Origin of the sequence: Streptomyces sp. CNQ085, assembly GCF_022614595.1 — a bacterium.
In the GTDB taxonomy this organism is placed as follows: domain Bacteria; phylum Actinomycetota; class Actinomycetes; order Streptomycetales; family Streptomycetaceae; genus Streptomyces.
In genome coordinates this window covers 1-17,030 of sequence record NZ_JAJFAU010000108.1, presented here as the reverse complement: position 1 = coordinate 17,030, position 17,030 = coordinate 1, and the positions used below count along the sequence as shown (strand labels likewise).

Genomic DNA, 17,030 nt, shown 5'->3' with positions numbered 1-17,030 from the left:
CAGTCGCCGAACCGGACGTAGACGGTGGCGCCCGAGGCGAGCGGCACCTCGTGGACGGCGGATCCGCTCAGCCCGGTGCCCAGCCGCCCGCCCACCGGCTCGCCGCGCGGGCCGTACGCCGCGCTCACCCCCGTCAGCGTGGCGTGCACCATCGGCCGTCCGCTCTCCGCGGCCCGCAGCGCCGCCAGGGAGGCGTGCTGGGACGGCGCCCAGCTGTCCTGGAAGGTGGAGGTCGCCGACTGGGCGACGAGCAGATCCGCGCCGTCGCGCACCAGCGCCCGGCCGGTGTCGGGGAAGGCCGACTCGAAGCACACCACCGGGCCGGTACGCACTGGCCCGGTGTCCATCACCACTGGCGCGTCACCCCGTCCGCGGTCCTCCTCGGCCGCCTCGCCCACCGCGGTCGCCCAGCCCAGCAGGGAACGGGCCGGCACGTACTCGCCGAACGGCACCAGCCGCATCTTGTCGTAGCGCTCCCCGGTGGGCCCCCGCGGTCCCACCAGCACCGAGCTCTTGAAGATCCCCGGCCCGTCCGAGCGCCGCGCGTCGACGTTCACCAGCAGTGGCGCCCCGACCCGCGCCGACAGCGCCGCCAGCCGCTCCCGCAGGTCCGGGCGGCCCTCCAGGTCGTAGCCGACGCTGCTCTCGCCCCACACGACCAGGTCCACCTCCCGGCCCGCCAGGGCGCCGGTCAGCCGCTCGCCGGCGTCGAAACGCGCCCCGGCCCCGTCGACCACACCCGGCTGCACCACCGCGACACGGGCGGTGCCCGACGGCCGCGGCAGCGGCGCCCACGCCCAGGCCGCGGCAGGGAACAGTACGCACACCGCCGCCGCGGCCGCGGCGGCCCGCCGTGCGCCGGGCATCGCGACCAGCGCCGCCAGCGCGGTGTTCGCCGCCACCACCCACACGGTGACCAGCCACACCCCGCCCAGCGAGGCCAGCCGCAGCGCGGGCGGCACCTGCCACTGGCTCGCTCCCAGCAGTGCCCACGGCCCGCCCAGGTACTCCCAGGAGCGCACCAGCTCGATCACGAGCCAGGCCGAGGGCACCAGTACCGCCGCCGCCGCCACCCGGCCCGGAGCCGGCGCCCCCGCCAGCAGCCGCCTCACCAGCCACCCCCACGGGGCCCACAGCAGCCCCATCAGGGCCGCCACCACCACGAGAAAGGCGTGCAGACTCGGTGCCAGCCAGTGATGGGTGGCCAGCAGGAAACCGGTGCCGCCCAGCCAGCCCTCCACGGCGGCACGCCGCCCGCCGCCCGCCGTACGGAGCAGCAGCAGCCACGGGACCAGCGCGGCGTAGGCCCACCACCACAGCGACGGGGCGGGAAAGGACAGGGCGGGCAGCGCACCCGCCGCGAGCGCGAGAGCCCCGCGCCGCCACCCGGACCCTGAGGACATCCGCATGCCGCGCCTCCCTCGACTCGGCCGTCCGGCGCGGAAATCCCCACCGCGCCGGACGGCCGCACAGGGGGACCGGGCGGGCGCCGCGCCGCACGGAAGGTGGCCGAGAACCGCCCGCCGCGGGTTTCGCCGGCCCGTATGAGGGTCACCGTTCCCGGGAACCGGCGGGTGAACCCGCGACCCGCCGGTTCCCGGGAACGGTGACGCTCCGGCCGTGACGGGCGGCACAAGGACCGGGAGACCCGTGAGAGGCCGGGACAAGGAGGTGACGGCGGTGGAGCTCCCCCTGCTGGCGGGCGTCGACGGATCCGGGCCCAGCCTGCTCGCGGTGGACTGGGCCGCGGACGCGGCGGTCCGGCACTCGGTGCCGCTGTGCCTGGTCCACGGCGTCGAGGAGCGCGGGGAAGAGGACCCGGAACCGGAGGAACTGATGTCCGCCGCGGTGGAACGCGTCCGTCTGCGCGCCCCCGGACTGCGGGTGACCACCGTCGTCCTAGACGAGGAACCCGGAGCCGCGCTGGTCCACGCCGGCCGCAACGCGTTCGCCCTCGTCGTCGGCTCACGGGGCCGGGGCGGGATCGCGGGACTGCTGCTGGGCTCGGTGGGGCTGGAGGCGGCCGGCCGGGCCGACTGCCCGGTGGTCGTCGTACGCGGCGGGGAGAACGCCCGTGCCGGCGGCCACGGCCGGGTCCTCCTGGGAGTCGGGGACAGGGTGGACGGTTCGCCCGCCGCCCGCTTCGCTTTCCGCGAGGCCGTCGCCCGGCGCTGCGAACTGCACGCCGTACGGGCCTGGCGCCGGCCCGCCCACACGGCGGAGAACCATCCGCTGATCCAGGGCGGTCCGGCCGGCGCTCGCCACCGGGAGGCGATGGACCACCTGGACGGCGCCCTGCGGGCCGCGGCCCGCGAGCATTCCGGGATCGACCTGCACCTGCACGCCGTGGAAGGCCCCGTCCGTGTGGTGCTGCTGGAGGAGTCGCGCCGGGCGGACCTGCTGGTGATCGGCGCCCACCGCCGGCAGGGCCGTCTCGGCCTCCAGCTGGGAGTGGTCGACCACACCGTCATCCACCACGCCGACTGCCCCGTGGCCCTCGTACCGGAGCACATCTGACCCGGGCCACCCCGACGACACCACCGGAGGGAGCGACCATGCCGCCCGCCGCAGCCGCAGCCCGGGGCCCGGAGGAGACCGCCGCGCCTGCCCACCCGCCGGCCCATCGCCTGGACGGTCTGAGGGCCGTGGTGTTCGACACCGACGGAGTGGTCACCGACTCCGCCCGGGTCCACGCGGCGGCCTGGAAGGAGACCTTCGACGACTGTCTGCGCGAGTGGCACGAGCGCGGCGGCGGACGGCCGCGGGAGAACCCGCGGGACCGGTTCCGACCGTTCGACGTCCGGGAGGACTACCGGCGGTACGTCGACGGCAGGTCCCGCCTGGACGGCGCCGCCGCCTTCCTCGCCTCAAGAGGGCTCGACCTGCCGCCCGGCGAGCCGGACGACCCGCCCGGCAACGACACCGTCCGGGCCGTCGCAGCCCGCAAGGAGCGGCTGTTCACCGCCGCCCTGCGGCAGGACGGGGTCGAGGCCTGGCCCGGCACCCTGCGGCTGCTGCGCGCCCTGCGCCGTGAAGGAGTGCCCATGGCGGTGATATCCGCCTCCCGGCACGCGAGGGAACTGCTCTCCGGCGCGGAGGTGCTGGAGATGTTCGACGCCGTGGTGGACGGCCACGAGGCGGCGCGGCTGGGGCTGCCCGGAAAACCGGACCCCGCGGTGTTCCTGGAGGCCGCCCGGAGGCTGGGGGCGCCTCCCGCGGAGGCGGCCGTCGTCGAGGACGCGCTCGCCGGTGTCGAGGCCGGTCGCCGGGGCGGTTTCGGACTGGTCGTCGGGGTGGACCGCACGGCCGGTCCCACCAGCGCACGAGATCTGCGCGACCACGGGGCCGACGTGGTCGTGACCGATCTGGCCGAGCTGCTGCCGGCCGGTGCCCGCACCGGCCGGCACGACGAGGAGGGCTGACAGTGGCGGAGGGGACCGCGAAGCGGTGGGAATGGACCTACGAGGGCTACGAGCCGGCGGAGGAACGGCTGCGCGAGGCGCTGTGCACCCTGGGCAACGGCTGCTTCGCGACCCGGGGCGCGGCCCCCGAGACGGACGCCGGAGGAGCCCACTACCCGGGCACGTACGCGGCGGGCTGCTACAACCGGCTGGTGTCCACCGTGGGGGAGAGGGAGCCCAGGGACGTCGAGAACGAGGACATGGTCAACCTGCCCAACTGGCTGCCCCTGCGTTTCCGTATCCTCGACAGCCCTCCCGACAGCCCTCCCGACAGCCCTCCCGACAGCCCTCCCGACAGCCCTTCCGGCAGTGACCCGGCGAGCGATCCCGGGGGCGGAACCGCGCCGCCCTGGTGGACCCCCGACGGGGGCGGGCTGCTGGAGTACCGGCAGCGGCTGGACCTCAGGCACGGCGTCCTGTCCCGGACCCTGCGCCTTCAGGACGCCGCCGGCCGGCGGCTGCGCGTCGAGCAGCACCGGCTGGTCCACATGGGGCAGCCGCACCTGGCCGCACTGCGCACCGTCTTCACCGCGGAGAACTGGACCGGCACGCTGGAACTCGAATCCGCCCTCGACGGCGGCGTCACCAACGAGGGCGTGGAGCGCTACCGCGCCCTGAACGGCCGCCATCTGACCGGCCACAGCACCGGATCGGCCGAGCCGGACACCGTCTGGGTGCGCTGCCGCACCACGAACTCGGAGACCGGCGTGGCCCTGGCCGCCCGCACCCGCCTGGAGAGCGGCGAGGCCGTCTCGGAGCGCACCGTCCTCGACGGGCCGCGGCCCGCACGGCGGCTGACCGTCGTCGTCCGGCCCCGGCGGCCCGTGACCGTCGTCAAGACCGTCTCCCTGCACACCTCACGCGACATCGCGGTCAGCGACCCCCTGCACGCCGCGCTGGAGGACATCGGGTACGCGCCCGGCTTCCCCGACCTGCTCGACACCCACCGCGCCGCCTGGGACGAGCTATGGCGGCACGCCGAGCTGGAGGTGCCGGGCGAAGCGGGCCGCATCCTGAGGCTCCACCTCTTCCACGTCCTGCAGACGCTCTCCCCGCACACCACGGACCTGGACGTCGGAGTCCCGGCACGCGGGCTGCACGGAGAGGCCTACCGGGGACACGTCTTCTGGGACGAGCTGTTCGTGCTGCCCTACCTCAACGTCCACTTTCCGGAGGTCTCCCGTGCCCTGCTGACCTACCGGCACCGGCGGCTGCCCGAGGCCGTCCGGGCCGCTCGGGACAGCGGCTACGAGGGCGCGCTGTTCCCCTGGCAGAGCGGCAGCGACGGGTGTGAGGAGACCCAGACCCTGCACCTGAACCCGCGCTCGGGCCGCTGGCTGCCCGACCACTCCCGCCTCCAGCACCACGTGGGCTCGGCGGTCGCCTACAACGTCTGGCAGTACTGGCAGGCCAGCGGCGACATCGACTTCATGCACACCCGGGGTGCCGAGACGCTGCTGCGGGTCGCCCAGTTCTGGGGGAGCGCCGCGCGGTACGACGCGGATCTGGGGCGCTACCGCATCCTCGGCGTGGTCGGCCCCGACGAGTACCACGAGGCCTATCCGGACAGGGAGCGGCCCGGCCTGGACGACAACACCTACACCAACGTCACCGCCGCCTGGGTGCTCGGCCGGGCCCTGGAGACGCTCCGGACCGTCCCCGAACCGCTGTGTGATGAGCTGTGCCACAAATTCGCCCTGGACGGGGAGGCGCTGGAACGCTGGGAGGACATCTCCCGGCGGCTGCGGGTGCCCTTCCACGCGGGCGTCATCAGCCAGTTCGACGGCTACGGGGAACTGGCGGAGCTGGACTGGGAGGGCTACCGCCGCAAATACGGTGACATCCGCCGGCTGGACCGGATCCTTGAGACCGAGGGCGACACCGTCAACCGCTACCAGGCGTCCAAGCAGGCCGACGCGCTGATGCTCGGCTACCTGTTCCAGCCCGCCGAACTGGCGGGCCTGTTCGAGAGGCTCGGCCACACCCTCGACGACGGGCTGTGGCGGCGCACGGTCGACTACTACCTGCGCCGCACCAGCCATGGATCCACCCTCAGCTCCCTGGTCCACGGGTGGGTGCTGGCCCGGGTGCGGCGTCCCGACGCCTGGCGTTACGTACAGGAGGCACTGGTCAGCGATGTCGCCGACATCCAGGGGGGCACGACCGCCGAGGGCATTCACCTGGGCGCCATGGCCGGGACGCTGGACCTCGTGCAGCGCGGGCTGACGGGCCTGGACACCCACGGAGGCGCCCTGGGGCTGGACCCCGCGCCGCTCCCGGAACTGTCCCAGTTCCGCTTCACCATCCGCTACCGGCACCACTGGGGAGTGGGGGTGCGGATGCGCTCGGACGGGATGCGTGTCAGCCTGCCCGGGTCGGCCGAGGCCCCTGTGCGCCTGGTGCTGCCCGACCGGACGGTCACCGTCGAACCCGGCGAGTCGGCCTGGCTGGACCTGACCGACAGGTGAGGACGGCGAAGGCCGGGAGACGAAGGCCGTCCGGGCCGCTCAGGCGGAGCCCGGCCCCGGCTCGCCGGGGCGGTGGTCCGTGCGGCGGCCGGCCCGGCATGCCGCGCCCAGCACCACGGCGGAGAGGAACACCAGCACGCCGGCCACCGGATGCAGGACCATCAGCGCCGGGACCAGGAAGAGGCAGACGCCGACGAGCGGCCACAGGCGGGGCGGTGTCGCCGGCCCGGCCGCTTCGGACCCCGTCTCGCCGAACTCCCGGAACAGGGCGGCGAGGCGGGCGTCGGACAGCAGCGCCCGTTCGGTCTCGTGCAGGATGCGGAGTTCTCGGAGAGTGAGGCGGCGGGATTCGTTCATGGTCTCGGTCCAGCTCGGTCGGTGCGGACTGCTGCGGTCGGTCATCTGCCGAGTACCCTCACCGAGCGGGTGAATCTTCCGGAGCCGGCCCGGCTCACCCTTCGCGGTACCGCAGGAGCAGCATCGCCGCGTCGTCCTGCAGCGGGCCGCCGACATGCGTCACCAGATCCCGGCACAGCGACTCCAGCCCGATGTCCGGGTTCTTCTCCCGCAGCAGGAAGGCCCGCCGGACCAGCGGGTAGAAGCGGTCGTCCGGATCGCGCGCCTCGGTCACACCGTCGGTGTACAGCAGTAGCTGCTCGCCGGGGGCGAGCGACAGCCCGTACGGCTCGGGAGGCTTGAGGTCGAGGCCCATACCCAGGGGCGGCGCGGTCTCCGGCGGCTCCACGAGATGGGCCGTTCCGTCCGCGCGGACGACCATCGGCGAGGGGTGGCCGTGGTTGAGCAGGGTCACCGAGCGGTCCTCGTGGGTCTCGGCCAGGACGGCCGTGACGAAACGCTCCTGTGTCATGTGCCGGTTGACCGAGCGCTCCAGCCGGGCACTCACCGCCGCCAGGTCCGGTTCGTCGTAGGCCGCCTCCCGGAACGCGGCCAGGACGACCGCGGCCGTCTCCACCGCCTCCAGCCCCTTGCCCTGGACGTCGCCCACGATCACCCGGACCCCCGAGGGCGAGTTGACCACCTCGTACAGGTCGCCCCCGATCCGGGCCTCGGCCACCGCCGAGGTGTAGGACACCGCGATCCGCAGGTGCCCCGTGGCCCGGGGCACCGGGCGCAGCAGCACCTGCTGGGCCACCTCGGCGATGGACCGCACGCTGGCCAGTTCCGCCTCGTGCCGCTGGCGGATGGCGGCCGCGACCAGCCCGGCCGCCGACACCCCGGCCACCGACAGAAGCGCCGTATAGCCGCGCGTGGCCCCCAGCAGGCCGTCGTAGAGGGCCAGACAGAAGCACAGGAGCAGGGCCAGCAGCCCGATCAGCGCGGTGCGGCGCATGCCGCCGACCAGGCTGGCGAAGGCGGGACCGAGCGACAGCAGCGGCAGGAACCCCACATCCGGACCGGCCGTCACGTCCACCAGGACGACGACGGTCATGGCCGCGAAGGGCAGTCCGGTCAGGAGTCGGTAGCTGTCGTCGTCGCGCTCGGCCAAGATGAACTCCGGGGTTCGGTGCGGATGCCCCGCGTCTGTCTGGGAACAGCTTCCCAGGCCGGGGCGGTGTGGGAAAGCGACCCGCACGGTCGCGCCGTTTCCCGCGCCCGCTCGCACGGACCGCCCGGACCACCCCTCTCGTTCCGGCATCCGCGCGGTCCGTTCGCCCGGCCGCCGACTCGCCCTCGTGCGGGGAGACCACCCCGGCCGCGACCAGGCCGAAGATCAGCAGGCCCAGCAGTATCCGGTAGACCACGAACGGCATGAAGCTCCTGGTCGAGATGAACTTCATGAACGAAACTATGTCCACGTGTCCTGAGCGGCTTTGACCTGCTATTTTCCACCACTTTTCAAGATCGAATGGTAGAGTGGCGGGAGATGGCGCCTTCCAGTGCTCTCCCCCCGTCGACCACGAACGGCGCAGTCACCTGCTTTGCGGCGAATCGACAATCTCCTGCTCCATGGTCAGGGTAACGTGCGAGTGGAGACCTTCCACGCCGGCGACCTCGTGGCCCATGCGGGTCTCCACGGCGATGCGACTGTGTCGATCTTCGTCCAACCACTCCTTGCCGCCGTGACGAAGCAGGTACAGCCGCTTTCCGGCGTTCGTGGTCGCGGGGAACCGGCCCCTGACCCGCGGCCAAACTGTCCGACAAGGCTCTGGCCGCAGTGCGCGCCTCGGTCGCTCACCAGCCCGGATGAGATTTTCGGCAAGGGCAGGATGCATGAGGCCGACTGGGGCGACAGCGGTGCCCCGGATGAGCTGATCGGCACGTGAAGAGCTGTGCCGCGGTGACCTGCATGCCCTGGCGGTCGCCGGAGGCGCTCCAGCGGTCACCGCGCCCCAGCGGGCGCTGGCCGCGTTTCCGCGTCTGCCCGCCGGGTGATCTCCGCACCGGGGCACCGCTGCTGTGGCACTCGTGCCCGTACGGGGCGGTGTAGCCGGTGGTCGGGTGCACGGTCGCCTCAGGTTGTCGGTGCCGTCGGCTAGCGTGCGCGGTATGCGCTACTTCAATACGGCCGGGCCGTGCGTCCCCACGCGTCACTACATGGTGCCGGCCCAGGAGCGGCTGCCCAGGGCCCGCGGGTACATCGAGCAGGGTCAGTACTTCGTGGTGCATGCGCCACGACAGACCGGGAAGACGACGGTGCTGGCGGCGATGGCCCGGGAACTGACGGCCTCGGGCCGGTACGCGGCGCTGCACTTCTCGTGCGAGAGCGCGGAGGTGGCCGGGGAGGACTATGGCCAGGCCGAGCTGCTGGTGCTGGAGGCGATTCGGCGGTCCGCGGAGTCCGCTGGGCTTGCTGATGGGCTCGCGCCTCCCGCCTCCTGGCCCGGCGCGGTGCCCGGGTCCCGGCTCACGCGGGGGCTGGCTGAGTGGGTGCGGAGCTGTCCGCGTCCGCTGGTGCTGTTCTTCGACGAGATCGACGCGCTGCGGGGGGAGAGCCTGCGCAGTGTGCTGCGCCAGTTGCGCGATGGCTTCACTGTCAGCCGTGGTGGCTTCCCGCATGCGGTGGTGCTGTGCGGGCTGCGGGATGTGCGTGACTACAAGGCGGCCTCGGGCGGGGATCCGGGGCGCCTTGGTACGTCGAGTCCGTTCAACATCAAGGTGGCGTCGCTGCGGTTGGGCGACTTCACCGTGGCCGAGGTCGCCGAGCTGTACGGGCAGCACACCACGCAGACGGGCCAGGATTTCACGGTGGATGCGCTGGAATGTGCCTTCAGCTTTACCCAGGGACAGCCGTGGCTGGTCAACGCGCTGGCCCGGGAGGTCGTCGAGGAGATGGGGGTGCCGTCGGACACGCCGATCACGGCCGAGCACATGGAGGGGGCGAAGGAGCGGCTGATCCTGGCGCGTGCGACGCATCTGGACTCGCTGGCCGCCAGGTTGGGCGAGGACCGGGTGCGGCGGGTGATCCAGCCGGTGATCGCGGGCGAGCTGCTCCTGCCGACGGACACGTACGACGACGATCTGGCGTACGTGCGCGACCTGGGGCTGGTCGCTCCGGACGCGCCGGTGCGGGTGGCCAATCCGATCTACCAGGAGGTCATTGTCCGGGTCCTGGGAAACAACACGGAAGGCCAGGTCGTCGCCGCCCCGAGCAGCTTCCGGCTGCCGGACGGCCGGATCGACATGGACAAGCTGCTGTGCTCCTTCGCCGAGTTCTGGCGGGAGAACGGCGAGATCCTGGCCACCGCCTCGACCTACCCGGAGGCCGCGGCACAGCTGGTGATGATGGCCTACCTGCACCGGATCGTGAACGGGGCGGGTTTCATCGACCGGGAATACGGGGTCGGCCGGCGGCGCGTGGACCTGCTGATTCGCCAGCCGTACACCGCTGCCGACGGTTCGCGGGCGGTGCAGCGCGAGGCGCTGGAGCTGAAGGTGTGGCGCCAGGGCCGCACCGACCCCCTCGCCGAGGGGCTGGCACAGTTGGACGACTACCTGGACCGCATGGAGCTGTCCACGGGCACCCTCGTCGTCTTCGACACCCGCCCGCAGGCAGCCCCGGTCCACGAGCGCACCGCCCTCTCGCAGCAGACCACGCCCTCCGGGCGCACCGTCACCCTGCTGCGCGCCTGACGGCCGGGAGACCTCAGCCAGGAGCGCCCCCGGGATCCTCCTCCCGTGGCCGTGTTCCCGGAGCAGCACGGCTTCGGCGCGGGAGCCGGAGGGGCTCGGCAGCCAGGAATCACGGCAGTTCGGTGCCGACACGTCAGTACCGTGCCAGCACATGAAACCCTGGGGGGCCGCAGCACGTTCTTCGACAACTTGCGCCGACGGTACCGTCGGCGCAGTGGAGGACATCAAGATCGATGTTCTGGTCACCCCCGAGCAGTGGGACGCCCTGGGCCGCATCGGCGCCCCAGGCAGCCTCGCCTCCGGTGCCCAGAAGGCCATGGCAGCCCGTCGCGTCTCTCGACCAGCTATGAGGCGGCAGAGCGCCCGTTGATGGCGTCCCTTGTCGTGGTGTAACCGATCAATCGATCGCGCAGCGGGACCAGTCCAGCTCGCCGCGGGCACCGAGCTCGTCGAGGACCAGGCGGTGGAGCTTCGCCCACACCCTGGCCCTCGACCACTCCGTGAAGCGCCGGTGAGCTGTCGCTCCCGACGGCCCGAACGAGGCGGACGGCAGCTGCTGCCAGGTGCAGCCCGAGGTGGCCAGGAACACGCTGGCAGCCAGCACCTCCCGGTCACCATGCCGACGCCGGCCTCCGCCTTGCGGACGAGTCGGCGCCTCCGGCACCACCCGCTGGAACAACTCCCACAGCTCATCCGGCACCAGCCGCTCAACGATCCCCACCGCAGCAAGCTATCGAACTCGCCAAATGAGATGCCCTGTAAAGCTCGCGGACCTTCTTGCACAGGGCAGCGTCCTCCGCTTCCAGCGCATCGGGCGGCTCAGCGGGTATCTCCGCCCGTCCCGGGGCCGGCTTGCTCCGGCAGCCCGTACCCGGTTCCGCAGTGTCTCAGTCTCGGAGGTCGGCGGCCTGTGCGGAGAGCGCGACTGGTGCAGCGCGACCACGTCCGGCTTGAACTCCGGCGGGTAGTGCTTCTTGAGTAACGGGGGCACGGTGGACCTGAGCCGTATCGCGGTGAGCGGATTCCGGGCGAGCACGGAGGGCGAGATGGCCTGGTAGCTGATCCGGGCCGAGGCCGCCCGCCGCAAGGTCGAGATCCAGATCGTCCTCGACATCGTGCACGTGCTGGAGAAGTTATGGGCGGCCGCACGGTGTTTCCACACTGTCACCGATCCGGTCGCCGAAGCCTGGGTGGGCACCAAAGCCGCCCGGATCCTGGCCGGTGACGCCCCCGCAGCCACGGCACCGAGGCCGACCGCGCGGGCCTGTCCCCAGATCAGCGGGCCGCGGCGGACAAAGCCTGCCGCTACCTGGAGAACAATGCCGCTGACTGCCGTCGACCGCCGAACACCGGCTCATCGCAACAGCGTTACTAGGGTTTTTCCCGTCCTCCCGGACCGAGACTCTCACGGTGCCGCACCCCAGAGAACCCGCAGAACACGCCGCCTGACCTGAGCCGCCCCCGGCGTCCCGACCCGCGTCCCGGCCCAGGTCCTTGCGGCGGGGCGGCCGCCCACCCCCGGGGCGGCCGCTCTCTGCATGCACTCGCGTGCGCGCGCCCATGCCCCGTGCCGGGCAGCCGCCCGGTCCGTGACACACCGGTCCGGCCGAGCCGTAGACATCCCGCATCGGTAACCGCTGTCGAGGTGACTTGAGATGAACAACGAAGACAAGCTCAGGGACTACCTGAAGCGGGCCACCGCCGACCTGCGGCACAGCCGGCAGCGTGTCCAGGAACTCGAGGCCGCCGCCCACGAGCCCATCGCCATCATCGGGATGGCCTGCCGCTACCCGGGCGGGGTGAGCGACCCCGACGGCCTGTGGGAGGTGCTCGTCGCCGGCGGGCACGGCATCGGACCCTTCCCCGACGACCGTGGCTGGGACCTCGACGCCGTCTCGGCCGCCGCCTCCGGGGGCGGCTTCCTGCACGACGCCACCGACTTCGACGCCGAGTTCTTCGGCATCTCCGCGCGCGAAGCGGTCGCCATGGACCCCCAGCAGCGGATCGTGCTCGAGTCCACCTGGGAGGCCATCGAGTCCGCGCGCATCGACCCCACGGCCCTGCGCGGCAGCGAGACCGCCGTGTTCATGGGCGCCATGGCCCAGGAGTACCGCGCGGGAGCGGAGGACGGCGCCCGCGGCCTGCACCTGACCGGCAACGCCGGCAGCGTCCTGTCCGGCCGTATCGCCTACACCCTCGGCCTGACCGGCCCGGCCCTCACCGTCGACACCGCCTGCTCCTCCTCCCTCGTCGCCCTCCACCTCGCCTCCCACGCCCTGCGCACCGGCGAGTGCACCCTCGCCCTCGCGGGCGGCGTCACCGTCATGTCCACCCCCTCCACACATCTGGAGTTCGGCCGGCAGGGCGGCCTCTCGGCCGACGGACTGTGCCGCTCCTTCGCCGACTCCGCCGACGGCACCGGCTGGTCCGAGGGCGTGGGTGTACTGCTGCTGGAACGCCTGTCCGACGCCCGCCGCAACGGCCACCGCGTCCTCGCCGTCGTCCGCGGCTCCGCCGTCAACCAGGACGGCGCCAGCAACGGCCTCACCGCGCCCAACGGCCCCTCCCAGCAGCGCGTCATCGAGCAGGCCCTGATCAACGCCCGCCTCTCCGCCGACCAGATCGACGCCGTCGAGGCACACGGCACCGCCACCACCCTCGGCGACCCCGTAGAGGCCCAGGCCCTCCTCGCCACCTACGGCCGTGCCCGCACCGCCGAACGACCCCTGCTGCTCGGCTCGGTGAAGTCCAATCTCAGCCACACCCAGGCCGCCGCGGGCGTCGCCGGCGTGATCAAGATGGTGCAGGCCATCCGGTACGGCATCGTGCCCCGCACCCTGCACGCCGACGAACCCAACACCCACGTCGACTGGTCGGACGGCACCGTACGCCTCGTCACCGGCAACACCCCCTGGCCCGACACCGGACAGCCCCGCCGCGCCGCCGTCTCCTCCTTCGGCATCAGCGGCACCAACGCCCACGCCGTCATCGAACAGGCCTCCGCCGACGACACCCCCCACCCCGCCGAAGACCCCACGCCCGCCCCCGTACCGCTCGTCCTGTCCGGCCGTACCCCGCAGGCCCTCGCCGCCCAGGCGGCCCGCCTGCGCACCGCCCTGGACCGAGCCGACACGCCGCCCAGGCCGGCCGACCTGGCCCGCAGCCTGGCCACCACCCGCACGGCCTTTGAGTACCGCGCCGCCTTCGTCGCCGCCGACCCCGCCGACGTCACGGCCGCCCTCACCGCCCTCGCCGACGGCAGCCACGCCCCCGGCCTGCTGCGGCACACCGCGACCGACGCGCCCACCGCCTTCCTCTTCTCCGGCCAGGGCGCCCAACGCCTTGGCGCGGGCCGCGAGTTGTACGACCGGCACCCGGTCTTCCGCGCCGCCCTCGACGAGGCACTCGCCCTTCTGCCGCCCGGCGTGCGCGAGGCCATGTGGGGCACCGACGCGTCCGCCCTGAACCACACCGGCACCGCCCAGCCCGCCCTCTTCGCCCTGGAGGTGGCGCTGTTCCGCCTCCTCGAATCCTGGGGCGCGCGGCCCGACTTCGTGGCCGGGCACTCCATCGGCGAGATCGCCGCCGCACACGTCGCAGGCGTGCTCTCCCTCACGGACGCCTGCACCCTGGTCACCGCCCGCGCCTCGCTGATGGCCGGCCTCCCCGAGGGCGGCGCCATGACCGCCGTACGCGCGTCGGAGGAGCAGGTACGTCCGTACCTCGCCGCCGATGTCGCCGTGGCCGCCGTCAACGGCCCCGCCTCCGTGGTCCTCTCCGGCCCCGCCGACGCCGTGGCCGAGGCGACCGCACGCCTCGCCGCCGAAGGCCACCGCACCACACCCCTGCGGGTCTCGCACGCCTTCCACTCGCCGCTGATGGACCCGATGCAGGAGGGTTTCGCGCAAGCCCTGTCCGGCATCACCTTCCATCCGCCGCGCATCCCGCTCGTCTCCAACCTCACCGGCACCGTCGTCGCTCCGGACACGGCGGACCACTGGGTCCGGCACGTCCGCGAGACCGTCCGCTTCGCCGACGGCCTCCGCACCCTCCTCGACCACGGCGTATGCACCTTCCTCGAGCTCGGCCCCGACGCCGTCCTCACCGGCCTGGTCGCCGAGTCGGCACCCGAGCACGGCATCGCGATCGCCACCCTGCGCAAGGACACCCCCGAGACCACGGCCCTCACCACGGCCCTCGCCGCCCTGCACACCACCGGCGCCCACGTCGACTGGACGCGCTACTTCGCCGACACCCCAGCCCATCACATCGACCTGCCCACCTACGCCTTCCAGCGCCACCGGCACTGGCCGGCCGCCGGCGTCGGCGGCGCCGGGGACATCCGTGCCGTCGGCCTCGCTCCCGCCGAGCACGGCCTGCTCGGGGCCGCGGTGTCGCTCGCCGACTCCGACGGCGCGCTGCTCTCCGGCCGCCTGTCCTTCGCCACCCACCGCTGGCTGGCCGACCACCGCATCGACGGCCGCGTCCTCCTCCCCGGCGCCGCCTTCGTCGAACTCGCACTGCGCGCGGGCGACGAGTTCGGCTGCGACCGTCTGGCCGAACTCGCTCTCCCGGCTCCGCTCGAACTGCCCGAGCACGGCGCCGTCCAGATCCAGACCTTCGTCGGCGCCCCCGACACCTCCGGCCACCGCCCCGTCACCATCTACGCCCGCCCCGACGGCCCCGACGACCACGCCTGGACCGCACACGCCACCGGCCGCCTCAGCCCCGGCACGGAAACCGACACACTCCCCGCCCTCGACACCGCACACTGGCCCCCGGTCGGCGCCGACCCCGTCCCCCTCGACGGCGCCTACGACACCCTCGCCGACCACGGCTTCACCTACGGCCCCGCCTTCCGCGGCCTGCGCTCCCTGTGGCGCCGCGACGGCGACCTCTACGTCGAGGCCGAACTCCCCGCCGGCAACCGCACCGCGGGCTTCGCCCTCCACCCCGTCCTGCTGGACGCCCTGCTCCACGCCATGGCCCACGGCGGCGACGGCCGCCTCGGCGTGCCGTTCGCCTGGGGAGGCGTCGCCCTGTACGCCACCGGCGCCACCAAGGTGCGCGCCCGCATCACCCCGCAGGGCGAGGACACCGTCGCGATCGACGTCGTGGACCCCATGGGTGCCCCCGTCCTGACCGTGGACGCCCTCACCACCCGCCCCCTCGACGCCACCCGCCCCGGCCCCGCGACCTCCGCCGACGCCCTGTACCGCGTCGACTGGATCCCGGCCCCCGAGACGGCCTCCTACGACGGTCCTCTCGCTGTCCTCGCCGACTCCCCCGAAGCCCCGGTCGCCCGGGAGATCCGCGAGGCGCTCGGCGTGTCCGTCCACGCCGACCTCACCGAGCTCGTGGACACGGCACCACTGCCCGGCGTGGTCCTGGCCCCCCTCATGGCCGGCCCCGGCGAGAACAACCCGGTCACCGAACTCCACACCCTCACCACCCGGGCCCTCGACCTGGTCCGCCACTGGCAGCACGACGAGCGCCTCCGCGCCACCCGCCTGGTGGTCGCCCTACGCGACGACCGCCCCGCGACCGCGGCCGTCCGCGGCCTGCTGCGCGCCGCCGAGTCCGAACATCCCGGCGGCATCGGCCTGTTGGTCCTGGGCCGCGCAGAGCCCGTGGACGGGACACGGCTGCGTCAGGCTCTCGCGAGCGGCGAGCGGGAGACCGCCCTCACCGACGGCCGCGTCGCCGCCCCTCGCCTCGTCCGTGCGGGTCGGTCGGGTGATGTGGGGGTGGAGTGGGCCGGTCCGGGTGCCGTGGTGGTGACCGGTGGTACGGGTGGTTTGGGTGCGGTGCTGGCTCGGCATCTGGTGCGGGAGCACGGGGTGCGGGAGTTGGTGCTGCTGTCGCGGCGGGGGGTGGATGCGCCGGGGGTGGGTGAACTCATCTTCGACTTGGGCGAGTTGGGTGCCCAGGTCGAGGTGGTGGCGTGTGATGTGGCTGATCGTGAGGCGCTGGCGGGTGTGCTGGTGGGGCGGTCGGTCCGGGGTGTGGTGCACGCGGCGGGTGTCCTGGACGACGGTCTTCTCGGCACCCTGACTCCCGAGCGGCTCGAGTCCGTCCTGCGCCCGAAGGCCGACGCCGCCTGGCATCTGCACGAACTCGTGCCCGACGCCCAGGCCTTCGTCCTCGTCTCGTCCGCCGCCGGCACCTTCGGCCCCGTGGGCCAGACCGCCTACGCCGCCGCCAACGCCTACCTTGACGCACTCGCCGCCCACCGCCGTGCCCACGGGCTGCACGCCGTCTCCCTGGCATGGGGACCGTGGCAGCTCGACGGCGCCGGCATGGCGGCCGGACAGCCCACCGAGGCGAACGACGGGTCCGCGCTCATCCGCCCGGTGTCGGCCGAAGAGGGCCTGAACCTGTTCGACGCGGCCCTCGCATGCGACACGGACGTCGTCCTCCCCGTCCCGCTGGACCTGCGGGCGGCACGCGCCCGCACCGAGATTCCCGCACTCCTGAGAGGACTCGTACGCCCCCGTCGCCGCATGGCGAACGGCGGCACCGGCACCCCCGACCTGGTCCGCACGCTCGCCCCGCTCGACGAGGTGGAGCGGCGTGAGGTGCTGCTGGACATGGTGCGGGGCCAGGTGGCGCTGGTCCTGGGCCACGAGGGCGCGTTGGGCGTGGATGCGTCTCGGTCGTTCCGGGATCTGGGCTTTGACTCGTTGCTGGCGGTTGAGCTGCGTAATGGGTTGCAGTCGGTGACGGGGCTGAGGTTGCCGGCGACGTTGGTGTTCGACTATCCGACCGTGAGCGCTCTCGCCGGGTTCCTGCTGGACGAGGTGCTCGGGTCGCGTGCGGTGGCACCGGTGGCACCGGTGGCGCCGGTGGCGGCCGTGGTCGACGACCCGGTGGTGGTCGTGGGTATGGCGTGCCGGTTCCCGGGTGGTGTGTCGTCGCCGGAGGATCTGTGGCGGCTGGTGTCGGAGGGTGTGGACGCGGTGGGAGAGTTCCCGGCCGACCGTGGCTGGGATCTGGAGCGGCTCTACCA

General features: G+C 73.2%; 9 protein-coding genes and 1 pseudogene. 6 read left to right on the top strand and 4 right to left on the bottom strand.

Going from position 1 to position 17,030, the window contains the following annotated elements:
• Nucleotides 1–1,409, bottom strand: a 1,409-nt coding sequence (gene lnt, locus LJ221_RS17365; RefSeq protein WP_241717646.1) for an apolipoprotein N-acyltransferase, incomplete at its 3' end; no start/stop codon positions are given.
• Between the two features lie 241 nt (nucleotides 1,410–1,650).
• Between lnt and LJ221_RS17360 the strand changes: the two genes are divergently transcribed.
• Genes LJ221_RS17360 through LJ221_RS17350 form a run of 3 tightly spaced genes read left to right on the top strand, consistent with a single transcriptional unit; the run spans nucleotide 1,651 to nucleotide 5,929 of the window.
• Nucleotides 1,651–2,517, top strand: a complete 867-nt coding sequence (locus LJ221_RS17360; RefSeq protein ID WP_241717645.1) for a universal stress protein — start codon at nucleotides 1,651–1,653, stop codon at nucleotides 2,515–2,517.
• Nucleotides 2,518–2,555: 38 nt separating this feature from the next.
• Complete coding sequence (locus LJ221_RS17355) at nucleotides 2,556–3,422, top strand: HAD family phosphatase (RefSeq protein WP_241717644.1); 867 nt, start codon at nucleotides 2,556–2,558, stop codon at nucleotides 3,420–3,422.
• Nucleotides 3,419–5,929, top strand: coding sequence for a glycoside hydrolase family 65 protein (locus LJ221_RS17350; RefSeq protein ID WP_374228488.1), 2,511 nt, complete (start codon nucleotides 3,419–3,421; stop codon nucleotides 5,927–5,929). The genes LJ221_RS17355 and LJ221_RS17350 overlap by 4 nt, the downstream gene beginning before the upstream one ends.
• Nucleotides 5,930–5,968: 39 nt before the next feature.
• On the opposite strand, the gene LJ221_RS17345 is transcribed toward LJ221_RS17350, so the two are convergent.
• A complete protein-coding gene (locus LJ221_RS17345; RefSeq protein ID WP_241717642.1) occupies nucleotides 5,969–6,331 on the bottom strand; it encodes a DUF3040 domain-containing protein in 363 nt (120 codons plus the stop codon).
• A gap of 49 nt (nucleotides 6,332–6,380) precedes the next feature.
• On the bottom strand, nucleotides 6,381–7,379 hold the full coding sequence (locus tag LJ221_RS17340) for a PP2C family protein-serine/threonine phosphatase (RefSeq protein WP_241717647.1): 999 nt from the start codon (nucleotides 7,377–7,379) through the stop codon (nucleotides 6,381–6,383).
• Nucleotides 7,380–8,437: 1,058 nt separating this feature from the next.
• Between LJ221_RS17340 and LJ221_RS17335 the strand changes: the two genes are divergently transcribed.
• Nucleotides 8,438–10,021 carry an ATP-binding protein gene (locus LJ221_RS17335; RefSeq protein WP_241717641.1) on the top strand — a complete coding sequence of 528 codons (1,584 nt, stop codon included), beginning with the start codon at nucleotides 8,438–8,440 and terminating at the stop codon, nucleotides 10,019–10,021.
• A gap of 214 nt (nucleotides 10,022–10,235) precedes the next feature.
• Entirely contained in the window at nucleotides 10,236–10,391 is a 156-nt protein-coding gene (locus LJ221_RS17330) for a hypothetical protein (RefSeq protein WP_241717640.1), read from the top strand.
• 30 nt (nucleotides 10,392–10,421) lie between these two features.
• Here LJ221_RS17330 and LJ221_RS17325 read toward each other — a convergent pair.
• Nucleotides 10,422–10,742 (bottom strand): annotated as a pseudogene (locus LJ221_RS17325) (transposase); the annotation flags it as partial.
• Between the two features lie 934 nt (nucleotides 10,743–11,676).
• Here LJ221_RS17325 and LJ221_RS17320 point away from each other — a divergent pair.
• Nucleotides 11,677–17,030, top strand: a 5,354-nt coding sequence (locus tag LJ221_RS17320) for a type I polyketide synthase (protein WP_241717639.1), incomplete at its 3' end; no start/stop codon positions are given.

What these genes read in the sequence shown, in the direction of transcription:
- LJ221_RS17355 (WP_241717644.1), top strand. Translation starts at nt 2,556, where the DNA reads ATGCCGCCCGCCGCAGCCGCAGCCCGGGGCCCGGAGGAGACCGCCGCG.
- LJ221_RS17345 (WP_241717642.1), bottom strand. Translation starts at nt 6,331, where the DNA reads ATGACCGACCGCAGCAGTCCGCACCGACCGAGCTGGACCGAGACCATG.
- LJ221_RS17340 (WP_241717647.1), bottom strand. Translation starts at nt 7,379, where the DNA reads ATGACCGTCGTCGTCCTGGTGGACGTGACGGCCGGTCCGGATGTGGGG.
- LJ221_RS17335 (WP_241717641.1), top strand. Translation starts at nt 8,438, where the DNA reads ATGCGCTACTTCAATACGGCCGGGCCGTGCGTCCCCACGCGTCACTAC.